16 protein-coding genes are annotated in these 18,167 nt (G+C 63.5%); 4 read left to right on the top strand and 12 right to left on the bottom strand.

Features of this window, described 5'->3' with window-relative positions; all coding sequences use genetic code 11:
• Positions 1-3 precede the first annotated feature (3 nt).
• Positions 4-1,224 (bottom strand): LL-diaminopimelate aminotransferase, encoded by a 1,221-nt coding sequence (locus QM712_RS07165; protein ID WP_415022376.1) that lies wholly within the window; start codon positions 1,222-1,224, stop codon positions 4-6.
• A gap of 216 nt (positions 1,225-1,440) precedes the next feature.
• Positions 1,441-1,716, bottom strand: coding sequence for a hypothetical protein (locus tag QM712_RS07160; protein WP_415022375.1), 276 nt, complete (start codon positions 1,714-1,716; stop codon positions 1,441-1,443).
• 252 nt (positions 1,717-1,968) lie between these two features.
• Here QM712_RS07160 and QM712_RS07155 point away from each other — a divergent pair, with 252 nt between their 5' ends.
• Together QM712_RS07155 and QM712_RS07150 are read left to right on the top strand one after the other, a co-directional pair.
• The gene (locus QM712_RS07155) at positions 1,969-3,777 is read left to right on the top strand and encodes a PHA/PHB synthase family protein (protein WP_415022374.1); all 1,809 of its coding nucleotides are present in this window, start codon (positions 1,969-1,971) and stop codon (positions 3,775-3,777) included.
• A gap of 65 nt (positions 3,778-3,842) precedes the next feature.
• The gene (locus QM712_RS07150) at positions 3,843-4,241 is read left to right on the top strand and encodes an MAPEG family protein (RefSeq protein WP_415022373.1); all 399 of its coding nucleotides are present in this window, start codon (positions 3,843-3,845) and stop codon (positions 4,239-4,241) included.
• 52 nt (positions 4,242-4,293) lie between these two features.
• Here the strand turns inward: QM712_RS07150 and QM712_RS07145 are convergent, their stop codons facing one another.
• The 10 genes from QM712_RS07145 to QM712_RS07100 all read right to left on the bottom strand — a co-directional run bounded on the left by QM712_RS07145 (position 4,294) and on the right by QM712_RS07100 (position 14,287).
• Positions 4,294-4,932: a hypothetical protein gene (locus tag QM712_RS07145; protein WP_415022372.1), complete on the bottom strand. Its 639-nt coding sequence runs from the start codon at positions 4,930-4,932 to the stop codon at positions 4,294-4,296.
• Between the two features lie 69 nt (positions 4,933-5,001).
• Positions 5,002-5,325, bottom strand: a complete 324-nt coding sequence (gene csgH / locus QM712_RS07140) for a curli-like amyloid fiber formation chaperone CsgH (RefSeq protein WP_415022371.1) — start codon at positions 5,323-5,325, stop codon at positions 5,002-5,004.
• Positions 5,326-5,497: 172 nt separating this feature from the next.
• A complete protein-coding gene (locus tag QM712_RS07135; RefSeq protein ID WP_415022370.1) occupies positions 5,498-7,393 on the bottom strand; it encodes a beta strand repeat-containing protein in 1,896 nt (631 codons plus the stop codon).
• 417 nt (positions 7,394-7,810) lie between these two features.
• Entirely contained in the window at positions 7,811-9,622 is a 1,812-nt protein-coding gene (locus QM712_RS07130; protein WP_415022369.1) for a beta strand repeat-containing protein, read from the bottom strand.
• A 251-nt stretch (positions 9,623-9,873) separates the two neighbouring features.
• On the bottom strand, positions 9,874-10,767 hold the full coding sequence (locus QM712_RS07125) for a CsgG/HfaB family protein (RefSeq protein ID WP_415022368.1): 894 nt from the start codon (positions 10,765-10,767) through the stop codon (positions 9,874-9,876).
• A 29-nt stretch (positions 10,768-10,796) separates the two neighbouring features.
• Complete coding sequence (locus tag QM712_RS07120) at positions 10,797-11,246, bottom strand: curli assembly protein CsgF (protein WP_415022367.1); 450 nt, start codon at positions 11,244-11,246, stop codon at positions 10,797-10,799.
• Positions 11,246-11,749 (bottom strand): hypothetical protein, encoded by a 504-nt coding sequence (locus tag QM712_RS07115; protein ID WP_415022366.1) that lies wholly within the window; start codon positions 11,747-11,749, stop codon positions 11,246-11,248. The genes QM712_RS07120 and QM712_RS07115 overlap by 1 nt, the downstream gene beginning before the upstream one ends.
• A 134-nt stretch (positions 11,750-11,883) precedes the next feature.
• Positions 11,884-12,867 carry an N-acetyl-gamma-glutamyl-phosphate reductase gene (gene argC / locus QM712_RS07110; protein WP_415022365.1) on the bottom strand — a complete coding sequence of 328 codons (984 nt, stop codon included), beginning with the start codon at positions 12,865-12,867 and terminating at the stop codon, positions 11,884-11,886.
• Positions 12,864-13,529: an FMN-binding negative transcriptional regulator gene (locus tag QM712_RS07105; protein ID WP_415022364.1), complete on the bottom strand. Its 666-nt coding sequence runs from the start codon at positions 13,527-13,529 to the stop codon at positions 12,864-12,866. Before QM712_RS07105 ends, argC begins: the two co-directional genes overlap by 4 nt.
• Positions 13,530-13,756: 227 nt before the next feature.
• Positions 13,757-14,287 (bottom strand): DedA family protein, encoded by a 531-nt coding sequence (locus QM712_RS07100; protein WP_415022363.1) that lies wholly within the window; start codon positions 14,285-14,287, stop codon positions 13,757-13,759.
• 272 nt (positions 14,288-14,559) lie between these two features.
• Here QM712_RS07100 and parE point away from each other — a divergent pair, with 272 nt between their 5' ends.
• Positions 14,560-16,605, top strand: coding sequence for a DNA topoisomerase IV subunit B (parE, locus tag QM712_RS07095; RefSeq protein ID WP_415022362.1), 2,046 nt, complete (start codon positions 14,560-14,562; stop codon positions 16,603-16,605).
• Between the two features lie 595 nt (positions 16,606-17,200).
• The gene (locus QM712_RS07090; protein WP_415022361.1) at positions 17,201-17,989 is read left to right on the top strand and encodes an outer membrane protein; all 789 of its coding nucleotides are present in this window, start codon (positions 17,201-17,203) and stop codon (positions 17,987-17,989) included.
• The last annotated feature ends 178 nt before the right edge of the window (positions 17,990-18,167 follow it).

The following is an 18,167-nucleotide window of genomic DNA, read 5'->3' as shown; positions in this document are numbered from 1 at the left end:
GAATTAACGCCGGTTGGCGAGCGGAACGACGTTGTGCAACGTTTCGATGCCGCTTTCAAGGAAGCGGCGTACGCCGCGTGCGGCTTGTCTGATCCGTTGCTCGTTTTCCACCATCGCGATGCGGACATACCCCTCGCCATGCTCGCCGAAGCCGACGCCGGGCGACACCGCGACGCCGGATTTCTCGACCATCAGGGTGGCGAACTGCATGCTGCCGACGCTGCGGAACGCCTCCGGCAGCGGCACCCATGCGAACATCGAGGCCTCCGGCGGCGGGATCTCCCAGCCGGCGCGGCCGAAGGATTCGACCAGCGCGTCGCGGCGCTTGCGGTAGGTGTCGCGCATCTCCTTGATGCAATCGTCCGGGCCGTTCAACGCGGCGGTCGCGGCAACCTGCACCGGCGTGAAGGCGCCGTAGTCGAGGTAGGATTTGACGCGGGCCAGCGCTGCGATCACGCGCTCGTTGCCGACCGCAAAGCCCATGCGCCAGCCGGCCATCGAATAGGTCTTCGACATCGAGGTGAACTCGACGGTGACGTCCATCGCGCCCGGCACCTGCAGCACCGACGGCGGCGGGTTCGCCTCGTCGAAATAGACTTCCGCGTAGGCGAGATCCGACAGGATCAGGATCTCGTGCTTCTTCGCGAACGCCACCAGGTCCTTGTAGAAGTCGAGGCTCGCGACATAGGCGGTCGGGTTCGAGGGATAGCAGACCACCAGCGCCAGCGGCTTCGGGATCGAATGGACGATCGCCCGCTCGACCGCTTCGAAGAACTGCGGCGTCGGCTCAGAGGGGACGGAGCGGATCACGCCGCCCGCCATCAAAAAGCCGAAGGCATGAATCGGATAGCTCGGGTTCGGACAGAGGATGACGTCGCCGGGCGCGGTGATCGCCTGCGCCACGTTGGCAAAGCCCTCTTTCGAGCCGAGCGTCGCCACCACCTGGGTGTCGGGATTGAGCTTCACGCCGAAACGGCGGGCGTAATAGCCGGCCTGGGCCCGGCGCAGCCCGGGGATGCCACGCGAGGCCGAGTAGCGGTCGGTGCGCGGCTTGCCGAGCGTCTCCTTGAGCTTCTCAAGCACATGCGGAGGCGCCGGCAGATCCGGATTGCCCATGCCGAGGTCGATGATGTCGGCGCCGGCATTCCGCGCGGCCGCCTTGGCCCGATTGACCTGCTCGAAGACATAAGGCGGAAGGCGGCGGATGCGGTAAAAATCGTCCATGGCTCTCTGGGCTCCGGGCAACCGGTCAGGATAGAATCGAGGGATCGTGACGGCCCCTCGCAAAAGGACCCGCCTCCCACGCGAAACTCGCTCCAAATCAGATACTTAGAGCAACTTTCGACAACGGGGGCTGAACTTCTTCGCCCTGACTCTCGGCTGAATTGAGGTCTTTTTAGCACGGAGTGGCGGGGGCGCCAGCGATTACCTTGCGCAGCCTTACTTCGCGTCCTTGGCGGCGACGGCCTGGCGATCGCGGGCGGCGGCGAGCTCCGCCTCGATCTTGGCGCGCTGCTCCGGCGTAATGACGGCTTCATCGCGGTCCGGCGGAAGATCGTGTACCGGCAGGTAGCCGGCCGGCTCCTTGGGGTGTGCCTGCGCGTCAGTGGGTGTGAAGTCCGCGAGCTGGCTGGAGCAGCCGCCTAGCGCGAACACCGTGATGAGCAGCGCGCAGCATGCAAGCCGCGTCTTTTGCCGGTCCCTCAACGCCAACACTTGGGCTATCCCCTACTCGTCCCAACGCACGGCCGCGGGGAGACTAACCCGACAACCTGCCCAAGCTCAAACCATTGCTGCCCACAAGGTACGAGCGAGAAAACATCCAAAGCCCACGGTGCGAGGCGTGCACCCTGATTGTGACGAAACGAAGAAGCCGTATCGCAGTGCAGCACATCTTGGAGCGTGTTTAACGCCAAACATGCGAGCTTCGCGGTGACGAATATGGAATGAATCGCTACTGTTCTGGGCATGAGTACCGCCACGACCGACACGCCCAAGCCCGAGACGAAGTTCGATGCGGAAGCCTTCGCGATGAATGTCGCACGGGCCATGGAAAGCGGCGGCAAGGCACTCGCCGCCTACCTCAAGCCGCGCGAGACCGGCGAAGTCCACGATCGCCCGCCGGCCGAGCTCGCCGAGGTCGTCAAGACCTTCACGTCGGTCGCCGAGTACTGGCTGTCGGACACATCGCGCACGTCCGATCTGCAGACCAAGCTCGCCAAGGACTATCTCGACCTCTGGGGTTCGGCGGCCCGCCGCATGGCCGGCGAAGCCGTGGCTCCCGCGATCTCTCCCTCGCCGCGCGACAAGCGCTTCGCCGACCCCGAATGGAAGTCGAACCAGTTCTTCGACTTCGTCATGCAGCTCTATCTGCTCACCAGCAAATGGGCGCAGGAACTCGTGCGCGATGCCGAAGGACTGGATCCGCATACGCGCCGCAAGGCGGAGTTCTACATCCAGCAGGTGACCAACGCGCTCTCGCCGTCGAATTTCGTGCTGACCAACCCGGAAGTGCTGCGCGCAACCGTCGCAAGCAACGGCGACAACCTCGCGCGGGGCCTGCAGATGCTGGCGGAAGACATCGCGGCCGGCAAGGGCATGCTGAAGATCCGCCAGTCCAATCCGGACAACCTGGTGGTCGGCGTCAACATGGCGACGACGCCGGGCAAGGTGATCTACCAGAACGAGATGATGCAGCTCATCCAGTACTCTCCGACGACGGAGAAGGTGCTGCGCACGCCGCTCCTGATCATCCCGCCCTGGATCAACAAGTTCTACATCCTCGATCTCAAGCCGGAGAAGTCCTACATCAAGTGGTGCGTCGACCAGGGCGTCACCGTGTTCGTGATCTCATGGGTCAATCCCGACAAGCGGCTCGGCAGCAAGAGCTGGGAAGACTACATGAAGGAAGGCCCGCTCGCGGCGATGGACGTGATCGAGAAGATCACCGGCGAGATGAAGGTCCACACCGCCGGCTATTGCGTCGGCGGCACGATGCTCGCGACCACGCTGGCGTGGCTCGCCGAGAAGCGCCGGCAGCGCGTGACCTCGGCGACGTTCTTTGCGGCGCAGGTCGACTTCACCCATGCCGGCGATCTCCTCGTCTTCGTCGACGAGGAGCAGATTTCCGCGCTCGAGCAGGACATGAAGGCCGCCGGTGTGCTCGAAGGCTCCAAGATGGCGATGGCCTTCAACATGCTGCGTTCCAACGACCTGATCTGGTCCTACGTCGTCAGCAACTATCTGAAGGGCCAGCAGCCGAGCGCGTTCGACCTGCTGCACTGGAATTCCGACGCAACCCGCATGACCGCGTCGAACCACTCCTACTACCTGCGCAACTGCTACCTGGAGAACCGGCTGTCGACGGGCACGATGGTGCTCGACAACACGCTGCTCGACCTCTCCAAGGTCAAGGTGCCCGTCTACAACCTCGCCACCCGCGAGGACCACATCGCGCCGGCGGACTCGGTGCTCTACGGCTCGCAATTCTTCGGCGGGCCGGTGAAGTATGTGCTGTCCGGCTCCGGCCACATCGCCGGTGTCGTCAATCCGCCAGCCTCGAACAAGTACCAGTACTGGACGAATGACAACGTCAAGGACGTCAACGTCGCCGAGTGGATGAAGGACGCGGTGGAGCACAAGGGCTCGTGGTGGCCGGACTGGCGCGAATGGCTGGGCGGCCTTGATCCCGAGGAGGTCCCGGCACGCACGGTCGGCACCGACACCCTGCCCCCGATCGAGGACGCGCCCGGCAGTTATGTCAGGGTTCGCGCATAGCGGAATCGCCCACGCTTTCGTATAAGCTTGCTGTCGAGCACAGCGGCGACAGAGGGGATTGGACTATGACGCGCGAATTGTTCTGGCTGACCTTGACGGTGATCCTGACCGGCATTCTCTGGGTCCCCTACATCATCAACCGGTGCCAGGTTCGCGGCCTCGGCGGCGCCATGGCCAATCCATCGCGCGGCGACAAACCGCAAGCCGATTGGGCGAACCGGCTGATGTTCGCGCATGACAACGCGGTCGAGAACCTCGTGATCTTCGCGCCGCTGGTGCTGATCCTGAACGCGATCGACTATTCCTCGAAATGGACGGTGCTCGCCTGCGCCGTCTATTTCTGGTCCCGCGTCGCGCATCTCATCGTCTATGCGCTGGGCATCCCGGTGTTCCGGACCCTCGCCTTCACGGTCGGCTTCATCGCACAGGCCGTGCTGGCGCTGGCGATCTTCAAGGTGCTCTAAGCCCTCCCGCCGCGGCGTCGGCCGGCAGCTCTCCGCGGCCGGCCCTTTTCGGCTATTGCCGCGGATTGGGCGGCTGCTGCTGGATTTCTACGCGGCTCGGCTCCCAGACGCGCGGCTTCTTGCGGGGGGCCTGCTGGATCTGCGCGGGCTGCGCAGCCGCCTGCTGGATGGCCTGTGCGAGCGCCCGCGATGACAGGTTCGGCGGGCTTGCCGCGGCCGCGTCGGTGTTGTTGGGAGCCGTGGTCGAAACCGGCGGCTGGTCCAACTGGCCGGCGCGGACATTCACGGCGACCACCGCGCGCGCTTCCACGTCATAGGCGCATTCGTAGCTCAGGCGGACCCAGGCCTTCTGCGAGTTGACGAAACGCACCGCATCACCGCGGTAACGAACCACAGCGTCCGCCGGCGACGACGGATCCGCGTTCTGGAAGATGCCTTGCGTCGGCCGTGAATTCCAATCGAAGTCCGCCGGCGATTGCGCCGCGATCTGCGGCACGCAAGACTGCGTGGCGAGCAGGGCATTGGAGCGCACACAATTGGCGTCGCATCGCGGCGGCGCGGCCGCACCGACGGAAGCCGCGGCGGCCACGCCGCCTGGTGTCGCGACGGGCGGCGAAGCCTGCTGGGCAAGGGCCGCGCCCGCACTGAACAGGATGATCGCGGATGTCTGGATCGTCTTGAAGAGGGTCATGGGAAATTGATCAACTGCCGGGCACATGGGACGCGGGAAGTCACTCGCATATTCCTGCGCAAGGTCAACTCAGAATTCGAAAGTCGCGGTCGCGCGACACGTCACGCCGTCTTTCGAGGTCGCGACGAACTCCAGCATCGCGCGATCCTGCTGTCCGAGGTTGATCGTCACATGACTGACATGATCTTCCGCCCCGGCGGCGAGATCGAACGCATTGCCCTGGCTGACGTTCGAGTTCCCGGATGGTCCGGATTTCGTCAGAACAAAACGCACCTGCCCCGACAAGGCGACCGAGCTGGAGACGACGCCGGTCAATTGCACCGCGTCTCCGATAGAGGCCTTGCGGATTTCACATGCGAGCGGCCCGGACGACGCGCGTGCGATGACACTCATGTCCTGATCCCCGGCGAAGGCAGCGGACTGAAACGCCAGAAGCGCGCCCGACGCAGCGATCGCCGCCGAGGCACACCATATCGAAACCCTGCAGATCATGCGATCCAGCATCGAACCGTCGCCTTCAAAGAGCAAGGAAGGGGGCAGAGCCCCCTTCCCGATCGTCATCGGCCTAGTGCGCGATGCCCTGCGTGATGCGGACGGTGTTACCCGAACCGGTCTGGTAGTACGTGGCGCTGTTGCCGTTGCCGTACTGCCCGACGACGGCGGTGTTGCTGCCGCCGGTCTGGGTGCCGAACACGAGGTTGTTGTCGCCCGACTGCGTGATGGTCGCGCTGGCCAGCATGTAGCCGTTCTGGGTGTTCGAGATGTAGTTGTTGTTGCCGGTCTGGACGGCGGTCAACGAGGCGTTGGCGACGGACTGATTGTTGATCAGGACGTTGCCGTTGCCGGTCTGCGAGAAGTACAGGCTGTCGTTGAGGGCATACTGGTTGTTGGTGACGATGTTGAGCGTGCCGCTCTGGATCGCGGCGCTTCCGCCCGCCACCCCGGCCACGGTGTTGGACACGCCGTTCTGGTTGTTGGTGAAGGAGTTCGTGGAACCGCTCTGGGAGATGTTGGCCTTGTCGCTGGCCGCGTTCTGAACCGAGGTGATGCCCTGGTTCAGGCCGGTTTGCAGAATCGTCAGGCTGTCGCCGTCCCCGAACTGGTTGCTGCGGACGGTGCTGCCGGCCGACGTCACCTGGCTCGTGCCCTGAGTGATGCTGACGGTCTCGTTGGAGCCGAACTGATTGCTCCAGAGCACCGCATTGCTGATGCCGTTCTGCGCGAACGTGGCGCCATCGTTGTTGGCGTTCTGCAGCGAGGTGATCGCGTTGCCGGTACCGGTCTGGCCGTTGAGGAAGACGGTCCCGTTGTTGCCGCTCTGGGTGTTGGTGATCGTGTTGTTGTTGCCGACCTGCGCGCCGGCGTAGTTGGTGGCCCACAGCGTGTTGGACGAACCGGTCTGGGTGTTGGTGAGCGTGTTGTTGTCACCGACCTGACCGAACGAGTTCAGGTTGTGGCCTTCGCCGACCTGCGTCGAGGTGATTGCGTTGTTGGCACCGTTCTGGCTGACGTAAGCCGACGAGGCGCCGACCTGGGTCAGGGTGATGCGGTCGTTGGTTCCGGCCTGCGAGAACGAGGCCATGTTGTACTGGAAGCCCGGATAGGCCTCAGCGGTGTTGTTCTGCGAGATGTTCACCGAGCTGTTCGAGGCGGTCTGCGTGCTGGGCGTGATCGTGTTCGAGGTGCCGGACTGGCTCAGCGTCACCGTGCTGTTGTCACCCGACTGCGTGGTCGTCGACCAGTTGGATGCGCCGGTCTGGGTCAGGACCGTCGTCGACCCAGTGCCACCCTGCTGCGAGGCCTTCGCGAGGTTGCCGCGCCCATTGCTCTGGTTCTGGGTGATCGAGATGGTATCGGTCACCGTGTTGCCGTCCTGCGAGGCATGCACTTCGTTGGCGTTGCCGGTCTGCGTGACGGTCAGCGCATTCTGCGAGCCATCCTGGCTGATGCCGAAGAGGTTGTTGTTGCCGGTCTGCGTCAGGGTCACCCTGCCGTTGGTGGCGCCCTGGTTGATCTGGTTGGACGGGCTATCCGGCGTGAATTGCGGACCGTTGGCCTGATCGAACACGCCGTTGCCGGTGCCGGTCTGCGACAGCGTCACGGTGCTGCCGTTGCCGGACTGCGTGACGTTGGCGACGTTGCTCGAGCCGGACTGGACCAGCGAGCCCGGCGTGGGGTTGTTCGGGGTCGCGCCAGTGAACGTGTTGTTGTTGCCCGACTGCGTGACGCTGAGCGTTTCGTTCGAACCATCCTGAACCAGCGAATTGCTGATCGTCGGCGCTGTGCTGGAGCTCGTCCCGGAAACCCCCGCAACGTTGCCGTTGCCGCTCTGGTCGATGGTCACCGATCCATTGGCGCCCTTCTGGTTGATGTTCGCCTGGTTGTTGTCGCCGGCATACGCGGCCGACGCCAGCACGATCGCGGCGACACTCGCCGACACGAACAGAAACTGCTTTTTCATTGGAAGACTCCGTTACAGGAGAGGCCCCGCCCCGCCCACGCACGTTCCGATCGTCGGGCGAACCCCGGACCAATCACTAACGTTCGGTTAACGGCTAAATCATCCTTCGATAAAAGTTTTAATACACCAGAAACAATTTCGGCGATTTCGTTTTGACGAACGCGTTATCGTGATCGCACGCGCATTCGCACTCTCACAAGCACGCGAATCTTCGCCATCCGCCGTGACGCGACACGCATCTTCTTTTCTCATTGCAATGGTGTCGGACCGGGCCGAAGCGCCCGATGCGGATCAACGAAATGATCTCGCATGACGACGCGCGCCGAAGCGCGGTCATGTGCGTTCACGAGGAACGTCGTCTCTTTCTGCGGAATGGAAGGGGCGCGCGGAGCGCCCCTTCCCCGTCCGTTCGTCAGCTCAGTGCTTCACGCCCTGCGAGATCGTCACGGTGTTGCCGTTGCCGTTCTGGAAGTACGTCGCGCTGTTGCCGTTGCCGGACTGCGTGACGGTGGCGACGCTGTTGGCACCGAACTGGGAGCCGAACGCCAGGTTGCCGGTGCCGGTCTGCGTAATGGTCGCGCTGGCGACCTGATAGCCGTACTGATGATTGTAGATGTAGTTGTTGTCGCCGGTCTGCGTGGCCAGCAGCATCTCGCTGTTGTTCACCTGATAGTTGTTCACGGTGTTGCCGTTGCCGGTCTGGGTCACGCTGGCGGTGTCGTTGTTGCCGTACTGGCCGTACGAACCGGAGTTGCCCACGGTGTTGTTGTTGCCGACTTGGTTGACCGTGAGGCTGTCGGTGTTGCCGGACTGGATGCTGGCGACGGTGTTGGCGTTGCCGTTCTGGTAGACGCCGACCGCGTCGTGGTTCGTGCCGCCGTACTGGTTCGACGACACGTTGTTGGTCGAGCCGATCTGCGACACGTTGAGGGAGCTGTAGTCTCCGCCCTGGCCGTAGGTCACGCTGTTGCCCGACGAGGCGGCGCCGTAATAGTAGCCTTGGCTGATGGTGACGTTGCCGTAGGTACCGAACTGGTTGCCCGAGACGGTGCCGTTCTGGGCATTCGTCCACTGCGTGAACTGGGCGTTGTTGTTGGAACCGGTCTGGTACGCCGTGACGGTGTTCTGGGTGCCGTCCTGGTAACCGTTCAGGTAGTTATGACCGCCGCTGCCCTGATTGGAGCTGAACGAGTTGTTCGTGCCGTACTGGTTGGCCGAGGTGTTGTTGTAGACGCCGGTCTGGTTGACGGTGATGTTCCCGCCGGTGCCTTCCTGAAGCAGGCTGATCCCGTGGTTGTTGCCGTTCTGCGTGAAGTTGATCGTGTTGTGGTCAGCGGAGAAGTACGACACGCCCTGCGTCATGTTCGCGATGTTGTCGTTGCCGATGCTGCTGCCGATCACGGCATTGCCGGTACCGAATTGGTTCACGCTGATGCTGTTGTCGATGTAACCGACGGTGCTGCTGCCGGACTGCGTGGTCACGGCAGTGTTCAGCTTGCCCTGCTGGTTGATCTTGGTCTGGCTCGAGTCACCGGAGGACTGCGTGGCGCTAGCGTAGTTGCCGTGGTCGTAGGTCGCCGCCGGCGTCGTGGTGTTGCCCTGGGTGATCGTGATCGTGCTCTTCGAAACGGCGGCAGCCTGGGTCGCCGCGGCTTCGTTGCCGTCGCTGGCCTGGGTCACGCTGACGGTGTTCTTCGAGCCGTTCTGGTTGATGCCGAAGATGTTGTTGTTGCCGGTCTGCGTCAGGGTCACGGCGCTGTTGTCGGCGCCCTGATTGATGACGTTGGAATCGCCCGTCGCGGCTGCGCCCTGCGCCGAGTTCGCGGCATTGAAGACGCCGTTGCCGGTGCCGACCTGCGACAGCGTTACGGTGCTGCCGTTGCCAGACTGGGTCACGTTGGCGGTGTTGTTCGAGCCGGACTGGACCTGCGAGCCGGGATGAGTGGAGTCGCCGGCGACACCCTGGAAGGTGTTGTTGTTGCCCGACTGGGTGACGCTGAGCGTCTCGTTCGCGCCGTCCTGAACCAGCGAATTGCTGATGCTCGGCGCCACGCTCGAGTTGGTGGCGGACGCGCCGGCGACGTTGCCGCTGCCGCTCTGGTCGATGGTCACCGACCCGTTGGTGCCCTTCTGGTTGATGTTGGCCTGGTTGTTATCGCCTGCATATGCGGCCGAGCCCAATACGATGGCGACGAAGCTCACCGACGTCAGCAAGAATTGCCTTTTCATTTTGTGTCTCCGTGTTGGGGCGATGCAATTCCACCTGCCCGCGAGCGCTACCGGTCAGGCCAGCCCCGACACGTCGTTAACGCTCGGTTAACGCTAAAACACACGGAAGTATTGATTACAATGTATCAAAGCCGAAACGCCGTTCTTATCTTGAAATATAATAGAAATGACGGAATAACTAAATAAAACCGATATTCTATATTCAAGAAACCGCAAGTAATACTGTCATACTCGCCGAGGTTGATCGTCCGTCAGCTCTCGGCCTTCTTCCGCGACAGCGCATCGAGCGGAATCGGCGTGACTGCGTCGTGCGCGAGATAGTCGTCGAGAAGCGAACGCCCTTCCGGGCCGGCGAACGACCACAGGCGCTTCTGGGCACCCTGCATCACGGTGGCGTAGACGGCGAGATCGATCGCCTGACGAACGGCCAGCTGCGTCGGCTCCGTCTTGGTGATGCCGGCTTCCGCCTGCAGCAACTTGTTGACCGAGACGAACTGATAGACGTTCGCCTGGACCCCCACGGAGTAGACGGTCTTGGTCGTCGTGACGCTGGTGAGGATTTCGCCGGTCTGGACCGAGACGACGCGCATCGCCACCGTCACGGTGTCGCGCCGATAGTTCACATTGCCGCCGATGTTGAGGTAGTTGGCGCCGATGCCGCCGGTCATCACGTTGCCGTCGAACGCGATGATCCCGCCTTCGACCAGCAGGCCTGCAAACCGGATCGGCGGCAACGGGCGGGCATTCTCTCCTTCGAAATCGCTGCGCGTCGCCTTCACGAGCTGACGCTCCTGCAGCAGATCGTTCAGGCTGCCGCGCTCGTCCACCGTGAACCAGCGGCCCTGGCCCGCGCGCTGAAGCGCATCCACCACGAAGTGCGCTCCGCCCTGCGTCACGGCGCGCGAGAACACCGCGACGTTGTCGTTGGGCTCGTTCTTTCCGGTGAGATCCGGGAACTGATACACCGCGATGTCGAGCTTGCGCTTCGGGCGCGGCAGATTCTCGAGGTCGAGCGCGATCGGAGAAGCGGGCGTCAGGGTCGGTGGCTGTTCCAGGATGTCCCGTCCGCCCGGCTGCGGGATGCAGCCCGCCAGCATCGCGGCGACGGAGGACAACAACAGCAAACGCACGATACTGCTCGACATCATAATTCCCTGCCCGGCACGCCGATGCTTCAGTGGCTGATGGCGTTGGCCGGCAACGTAATGGTGGTCGTGGTCGTCCCATCGTTGATGGTCAGATGCACGTTGGTGCCATCGTTGGTGTAGCTGATGGTGGTGCCCGCGAAGGAGAACGTGCCGCTCGGCGCGGCATTCGAACCGAAGATCGCCTGCGTGATGCTGTTGGCCAGCGAAGCGTAGAGCTGGCTCGTCAGCTGCTGCGCGAAGATCTGGCCCTGCGTCAGCGACGTGCTGCTGCTGGTCGTGCTCGACGACGGCTGGTGCTGGTTCTGCACCTGCGCCGAGTTGAGAAGCGTCGATCCGTTCAGCGGATTGCCGCCGAATGTCGGGTTGGTCGGCGTGTAGACCAGGGTCCCCGCGCGAGCCGGCGCCGCCACCATCAATGCGGCGACGGCAGCGAGCGCGACAGATCGCACACGCCCGGAAAGTTCGAACGGCCGCACTACCTTCTCCCGTACTGCTGAATGGACACGGGAGCGTTCGTTCCGACGACCTGGAGCTGATAGGTCAGGCCGGAACCCACCTGGAGATTGCTGATGCTGTTGTTGTTGCCGTTCACGCTGACGTTCGACGTGTTGGAATTTCCGATCTGGGTCGTCGTCAGCGTGTTCTGCGTGCCGTTCGCGGACAGGTTCGACGTGTTCTGCGAACCGAGCTGATACTGGGTGGTGACGTTGCCGCTGCCGGCAAGCGTCGCCGTCGCGCTGTTCATCTGTCCGATCTGCGTCACCGAAGAGGACAAGGTCGGGTTGCCGGCCACGGCCTGTTGCGGCACGCCCTGGTTTCCGGACCAGAGGAACCCGGAGATGTCCGTGTAGGATTTGTCGATCGAATTGTTCTGCTGCGCGAGCGCGGCGCCCGGAGCGAGCGCCAAGAGGAACGCCGAGATAACCAATGGCGCCCTTGCGCCGAATGTCGTCAGCGCATTCAAGCCGGCTTTTCTCAAGACACTTCTCCCCAACCGCGGGGAGTTCGCTAGCATAACCTTTGCTACATTTTCACGACAGCGCGAAACACGGATTGGTGTCCTGCAGCGCAGTCGCCTCGAAGCGACTGCGCTGCGTCGGAGCATGACGCGTCTTACGCGTCCGAGAGACCGAGCATCAGCCGCATGTTCTGCACGGCCGCGCCCGAAGCACCCTTGCCGAGATTGTCGAGCCGGGCCACCAGCACCGCCTGGTGATACTTGTCGCTCGCGAAGACGTAGAGCTCGAGCATGTTGGTCTCGTTGAGCGCTTCCGGTTCGAGCCGGCCGCTCTTGGCCGCCTCGTTCTGCAGCGGCATCACGGAGACGTACTTCGAGCCGGCATAGCGTTTCGCCAGCGCCGCCTGCAGATCGGCGCCGCTCGGCTTGCCCGGCATGGCGTCGAGTTGGAGCGGAACCGAGACGAGCATGCCCTGCCTGTAGTTCCCGACAGAGGGGATGAAGATCGGCCGCCGCGCCAGGTTCGAATAGAGCTGCATCTCCGGCAGATGCTTGTGCTCGAAACCGAGACCGTAGAGCTCGAAGGACGGCGCGCTGCCGTCTTCGAAGCTCGCGATCATCGACTTGCCCCCGCCGGAATAACCGCTCACCGCGTTGACGGTGACGGGATAGTCCCGCGACAGCAGGCCGGCATCGACGATCGGCCGCAACAGCGCGATCGCGCCGGTTGGGTAGCAGCCGGGGTTGGACACCTTCTTCGCGGCCTTGATCTTGCCGGCCTGGTCCGGCGTCAATTCCGGAAAGCCATAGGCCCAGTCCGGCGCGACGCGATAGGCCGTCGATGCATCGAGCACCTTCGGAGCCGAAGCGCCCATGCTGTCGACCAGCGCGACGGTTTCCTTGGCGGCATCGTCCGGCAGGCAGAGGATGACGAGATCCACCTCCTCCATCAGCGCCTTCTTGGCGGCAGGATCCTTGCGCTTGTCGTCGGCGATGGTCTTCACGGTGACGTCGCCCTGCAGCTTGAGCCGCTCGTTGATGCCGAGCCCGGTCGTGCCGGAGCCGCCGTCGACGAAGACGGTGGCGGGCTTCTTCGCCGCGCCGGCGGTGGATTCCTTCGTGGTCTCAGCGAAGCTCATGGCGCGCTCCTTTCGAGCTGGTTCGTGTCGTCTGCAAAAACTTGCGGCCGGGTCTGCCGCATCAGGTGCGAAATCTCCTTGGCGTCGGCATCGCCTCGGCCTAGCGCGTGGGCGATCGCCGCGAAGTCGGCGTCGGACTTGTGCTGGTTGAGCTTGAAGCTGCCTTCGACCTCCTCAACCGTCATGACCAGTCCTACGATCGCCTTCTTCATCGCCTCGAGCCGGCCCGCCGCCATCTTCCCCGACGTCCAGGGCGTCTTCGGCGCCAGCCAGCTCTCGAACTTGTCGCTGAGGATGTCGACCTGCACCGACAGTTCGTCATCCGACAGGAGCCGTACCGGCCCGCCGAGATGGACCGACTGGTAGAGCCACGTCGGAACCTGATCCGGCGAGACGTACCAGTCGGGCGACACATAGGCATCGGGGCCGGCGACCGCGAGCAGCCAGGGCGTCGCGCCGTCGGCCAGCTTTAGCAGGGGATTGTGACGGGCAACGTGAAACGCCGCGTGCGGCGTGCCGTCATCGGCATAGGTCAAATAGAACGGCAGCGCGGAAGCGATCGGCCTGACGCCGTCGAAGGCGCACATAGTGCCGAACCCGCGCTCGTCGGCGAATTTCAGGCTCGCTGAGCGGTCCTGCTTGAAAAATGGCGGCGTGTACATCGTGGTCTCCTGCTAGGCCTCCTTTGGGAAGCCGCCGGATCAGATCGCGCTGACAGGAGAGAGAATGCCGCGGATCGGGTCCAGCGGCAAAGACGATGATCTCAAACGCGATCGACCGCCCAATCCGCTAAAGCGCGGCGGCGGCGACGGGCGAACAGAATGGTCGCGGCGTTGATCATGGCGCGCGGCTATAAGGCCAGCGGCGGTTTCCGTCAAGGTTCAAGACGTCAGAACAGGCGCCAGACCCATTCCATGATCCGCGCGATGACATCGCCGAACAGGAGCAATGCGGCAGACCAGACCAGGGCCGACACGAAATTGGCGGCCTGGAAACTCCAATAGGGCATCTCGAAGATCCCGGCCGCCAGCGGCACCGAGGCGCGCAGCGGGCCGAAGAAGCGGCCGATGAAGATGCTGGGCACGCCCCAGGTCCGGACGAATGCCTCACCCTTGGGGAGGATTTCCGGATAGCGCGAGAGCGGCCACATCTGGGCGACCTGTTCCTTGTAGCGATAGCCGAACCAGTACGAGACCCAGTCTCCCAGCGCCGCCCCGATGCCGCCCGCAATCCAGACGGGATAGAAGCTGATGCCGCTCACCCCGATCAGGGCGCCGATCGCCACCAGCGCACCCCAGGCCGGAATGAGGAGCGAGATGAAGGCCAGCGACTCCCCGAAGGCCAGCAGGAACACGATCGGGGCGGCCCAGGCCTGATGAGCACGCACGAAATCGGCCAGTGCGTGCGCGTACTGCTCCATTCCAGATAACCTTCCCGCCCCATGACCGGTCCCGCCCGGTGGAAAAGACTGGTAAGCCAAGGGCTTGCGTGACATCAAGTCACAAAACCGGACAGGCGACGCAGTGGCGCGTCAAATTCCCGGGAATTCGCGCGTCCAAGGCGCAAAATCGCCGGGTTTGCCTCCCAACCACGCCGGTCGACCAGCCCTGCGGTGACCTTTCCAGGCCAGCCGTGGCATAGTCAGCCCAACCGATTCGCCGCCTGCGCGGCCCTCAAAACGCATCAAGATATATGTCCAAGCAATTGAAAACCAAAGCTAAAGACGACCTGTTTGACGCCGATGCGCCGAAGTCCCGGGCGCCCGCGAAGGCGGCGGCACGTCCGAGCGGCGCGGAAGCGGACTACACCGCGGCCGACATCGAGGTGCTCGAAGGGCTCGAACCCGTCCGCCGCCGGCCCGGCATGTATATCGGTGGCACCGACGAAAAGGCGCTGCATCACCTCTTCGCCGAAGTCATCGACAACTCGATGGACGAGGCGCTGGCGGGCCACGCGACCTTCATCGGGGTCGAACTCAGCGCTGACGGCTTTCTGACCGTCACTGACAACGGCCGCGGCATCCCGATCGATCCGCATCCGAAATTCCCGAAGAAGAGTGCGCTCGAAGTCATCATGTGCACGCTGCATTCGGGCGGAAAGTTCGACTCCAAGGTCTACGAGACCTCCGGCGGTCTGCACGGCGTCGGCATCTCCGTGGTGAACGCCCTCTCCTCGCTTCTCGAGGTCGAGGTCGCGCGCAGCCAGAAACTCTACCGCATGACATTCGAGCGCGGTCACCCCAAGGGCAAGCTCGAGGATCTCGGCAAGATCAACAATCGCCGCGGCACCCGCGTGCGCTTCAAGCCCGACACCGACATCTTCGGGGCCAAGGCCGCGTTCAAGCCGCAGCGCCTGTTCAAGATGACGCGGTCGAAGGCCTATCTGTTCGGCGGCGTCGAGATCCGCTGGAACTGCGCGCCCGAACTGCTCAAGGGCATCGAGGACGTGCCGCCGGAAGCGACGTTCCACTTCCCCGGCGGCCTGAAGGACTATCTGGCGGCGGCGATCCACGCCGACACGCTGGTGCATCCCGACATCTTCTCAGGCAAGTCGGGCCGCAACGGCGCGCACGGCGCCTGCGAATGGGCCGTGGCCTGGACTGCGGACGCCGACGGTTTCCTGTCGTCTTACACCAACACCGTGCCGACGCCGGACGGCGGTACGCATGAGTCCGGCCTGCGCAGCGCACTGCTGCGCGGCCTGAAGGATCACGCCGAGCGCGTCGGCCAGGGCAAGCGCGCAGCGTCCGTCACCTCGGAAGACGTCATGGTCGGCGCGGCCGTGATGCTCTCGGTGTTCGTGCGCGAACCCGAATTCCAGGGTCAGACCAAGGATCGCCTCGCAACGGCCGAAGCGCAGCGCATCGTCGAACAGGCGATGAAGGATCCGTTCGACCACTGGCTGTCGGGCAATCCGAACATGGCCAACCGGCTGCTCGATTTCGTGATCGATCGCGCCGAGGAACGGCTGCGCCGCCGCCAGGAAAAAGAGACGGCGCGCAAGACCGCCGGCAAGAAACTGAGGCTGCCGGGCAAGCTCGCCGACTGCACCGATGCCGGCACCGAAGGCTCCGAGCTCTTCATCGTCGAGGGCGACTCGGCCGGCGGCAGCGCCAAGCAGGCCCGCGATCGCAAGACCCAGGCGGTGCTGCCGCTGCGCGGCAAGATCCTCAACGTCGCCTCGGCGGGCAAGGACAAGCTGACGGCGAATGCCCAGCTCTCCGATCTCGTGCAGGCGATCGGCTCCGGCACGCTCGCGCAATATCGCGAGGAGGATCTGCGCTATCAGCGCATCATCATCATGACCGACGCCGACGTCGACGGCGCCCATATCGCATCGCTGCTGATCACCTTCTTCTACCGCCAGATGCCGCGGCTGATCGACGAAGGCCACCTCTTCCTCGCGGTGCCGCCGCTCTACAAGCTGACTCATGGCACGAAGTCGGTCTATGCGCGCGACGACAAGCACAAGGAAGAGCTGATCAAGAGCACGTTCAACGCCAACGCCAAGGTCGAGGTGAACCGCTTCAAAGGCCTCGGCGAAATGATGCCGGCGCAGCTCAAGGAAACCACCATGGATCCGAGCAAGCGGACCTTGCTGAAGGTGGTGCTGCTTGCCGACGACCGTGACACGACGGCGGATTCGGTCGAGCGCCTGATGGGCACCAAGGCCGAAGCGCGTTTCGCGTTCATCTCGGACAAGGCCGAGTTCGCCAACGAAGAACTGTTGGACGTCTGAAGAACCGCGCGGCGCATGAGCCGCGCGGTAGCGTCCTGTGCGGCTCACATGCCCCGACTTCAGGACCACCAGCACCGAAGAATGCCGGTTTCTCCCGGATATATCGAGGCGGCGGCCGCCTCGCTTGCTGGAAACCAGGTTCAACCGCCGCAGAGGTTGCAGGATCGCCCATCGAAGCCCCGGCTTACCACCGGGGCTTTCGTTTGCCGGGACCGCTTTTTCCCGACCATCCCTGGCGGACGCCCTGCGACGCCTGGTTGATCAAACGGGACTGGACACCCCGCCCCGCGACTCGGCCAACGACTCACCGGCGCCACGGCTGATGCAGGATTGCCTCGATCTCCGGCAAGGCCGAATTTGCTAACGAGAAGTTACCCAATCCGCAAATCAATAAAATGACGCAAGGCACTGAAATCGCTTAATTTATTTCGCTCTTGCGGAAGGCCTCCGAAATCCTTCCGAGACCGCGTTTTCCCGCGACTGTGCCTGCCCGGCAACAGCATTTCGGTGCGAAACGTCTATAGTCCAGCCATCAGACGAAACGAACTCCAGTGCGCTCGCGCCTGCCACGCAGACCAAGGTTGGGGATTTTAAGATGAAGAAGTTTTTGCTCGCGCTGACCGCTGCGGTGGCGATGACCGGTACGGCCTCGGCTGCTGACCTCGCAGCCCGTCCCTACGTGAAGGCCCCGGCTCCCACGCCGGTTGCCAACTGGACCGGCTTCTACATCTTCGGCGGCGGCGGCGGCGGTCTCTCGAATGCCGACCAGCACGTTCAGGACACGCTCACCGGCACCCCGCTGACGATCGACCAGCGCCAGGGCGGCTCGGGCTGGTTCGGCACCGTCGGCCTCGGCTACGACTGGCAGTTCAACACCACCTGGGTCGCCGGCGTGTTCGCCGACGGTCAGTTCGGCAGCATCCGCGCCACCATTCAGGATCCGATCGCTGCGGGCGGCCTCACCGGCAGCCAGAAGCTCGAAGACTCCTGGGCCGCTGGTATCCGCCTCGGCTGGCTGGTTGCTCCGAACGTTCTCTCCTACGTCAACGGCGGTTACTCGGGCGCTCATTTCGGCAGCACGAACTTCTCGAACCTGGCTGGCGTTCCCGCCGGTATCCACCTCAACGGCTACAACCGCAACGGCTGGTTCGTCGGCGGCGGTGTCGAGAACAGCCTGAACTTCTTCGGCATCACCTCGCCCGGCTGGTTCATGAAGACCGAATATCGTTCGGCCTTCTACAACGCCAAGACCTCGAACGAGCTCTTCGACGGCACCAACGTCGCCGTCGGTCGCGACATCCGTGCCAACAGCTGGAACCAGACGATTTCCACTTCGCTGGTCTACCGCTTCAACTGGACCGGCCCGGTCGTCGCCAAGTACTGATCCGGCCCCTACGGCCAAACGTCAAAGCCCCGGCATCGTCCGGGGCTTTTTCGTTGTGTGCATGACAAAGCGATTCCCGCGGCGTGGTTCGCGTGAACATCGGCTCCTTCTGCCATCCCGCTATCGCAGCCCATTGTATCCGAACCGAAGCTGCGGCTAGTCTGGCACCATGCTCTCG

It is taken from the genome of Bradyrhizobium sp., from assembly GCF_047605465.1.
GTDB lineage: Bacteria > Pseudomonadota > Alphaproteobacteria > Rhizobiales > Xanthobacteraceae > Bradyrhizobium.
Note: the sequence above shows the minus strand (reverse complement) of the source record. Positions and strands in the feature narration are given on the sequence as shown.

Coding starts and splice junctions, on each gene's coding strand:
- QM712_RS07165 (WP_415022376.1), bottom strand. CDS start 1,224: ATGGACGATTTTTACCGCATCCGCCGCCTTCCGCCTTATGTCTTCGAG.
- QM712_RS07155 (WP_415022374.1), top strand. CDS start 1,969: ATGAGTACCGCCACGACCGACACGCCCAAGCCCGAGACGAAGTTCGAT.
- QM712_RS07150 (WP_415022373.1), top strand. CDS start 3,843: ATGACGCGCGAATTGTTCTGGCTGACCTTGACGGTGATCCTGACCGGC.
- QM712_RS07145 (WP_415022372.1), bottom strand. CDS start 4,932: ATGACCCTCTTCAAGACGATCCAGACATCCGCGATCATCCTGTTCAGT.
- csgH (WP_415022371.1), bottom strand. CDS start 5,325: ATGAGTGTCATCGCACGCGCGTCGTCCGGGCCGCTCGCATGTGAAATC.
- QM712_RS07135 (WP_415022370.1), bottom strand. CDS start 7,393: ATGAAAAAGCAGTTTCTGTTCGTGTCGGCGAGTGTCGCCGCGATCGTG.
- QM712_RS07130 (WP_415022369.1), bottom strand. CDS start 9,622: ATGAAAAGGCAATTCTTGCTGACGTCGGTGAGCTTCGTCGCCATCGTA.
- QM712_RS07125 (WP_415022368.1), bottom strand. CDS start 10,767: ATGTCGAGCAGTATCGTGCGTTTGCTGTTGTTGTCCTCCGTCGCCGCG.
- argC (WP_415022365.1), bottom strand. CDS start 12,867: ATGAGCTTCGCTGAGACCACGAAGGAATCCACCGCCGGCGCGGCGAAG.
- QM712_RS07105 (WP_415022364.1), bottom strand. CDS start 13,529: ATGTACACGCCGCCATTTTTCAAGCAGGACCGCTCAGCGAGCCTGAAA.
- QM712_RS07100 (WP_415022363.1), bottom strand. CDS start 14,287: ATGGAGCAGTACGCGCACGCACTGGCCGATTTCGTGCGTGCTCATCAG.
- parE (WP_415022362.1), top strand. CDS start 14,560: ATGTCCAAGCAATTGAAAACCAAAGCTAAAGACGACCTGTTTGACGCC.
- QM712_RS07090 (WP_415022361.1), top strand. CDS start 17,201: ATGAAGAAGTTTTTGCTCGCGCTGACCGCTGCGGTGGCGATGACCGGT.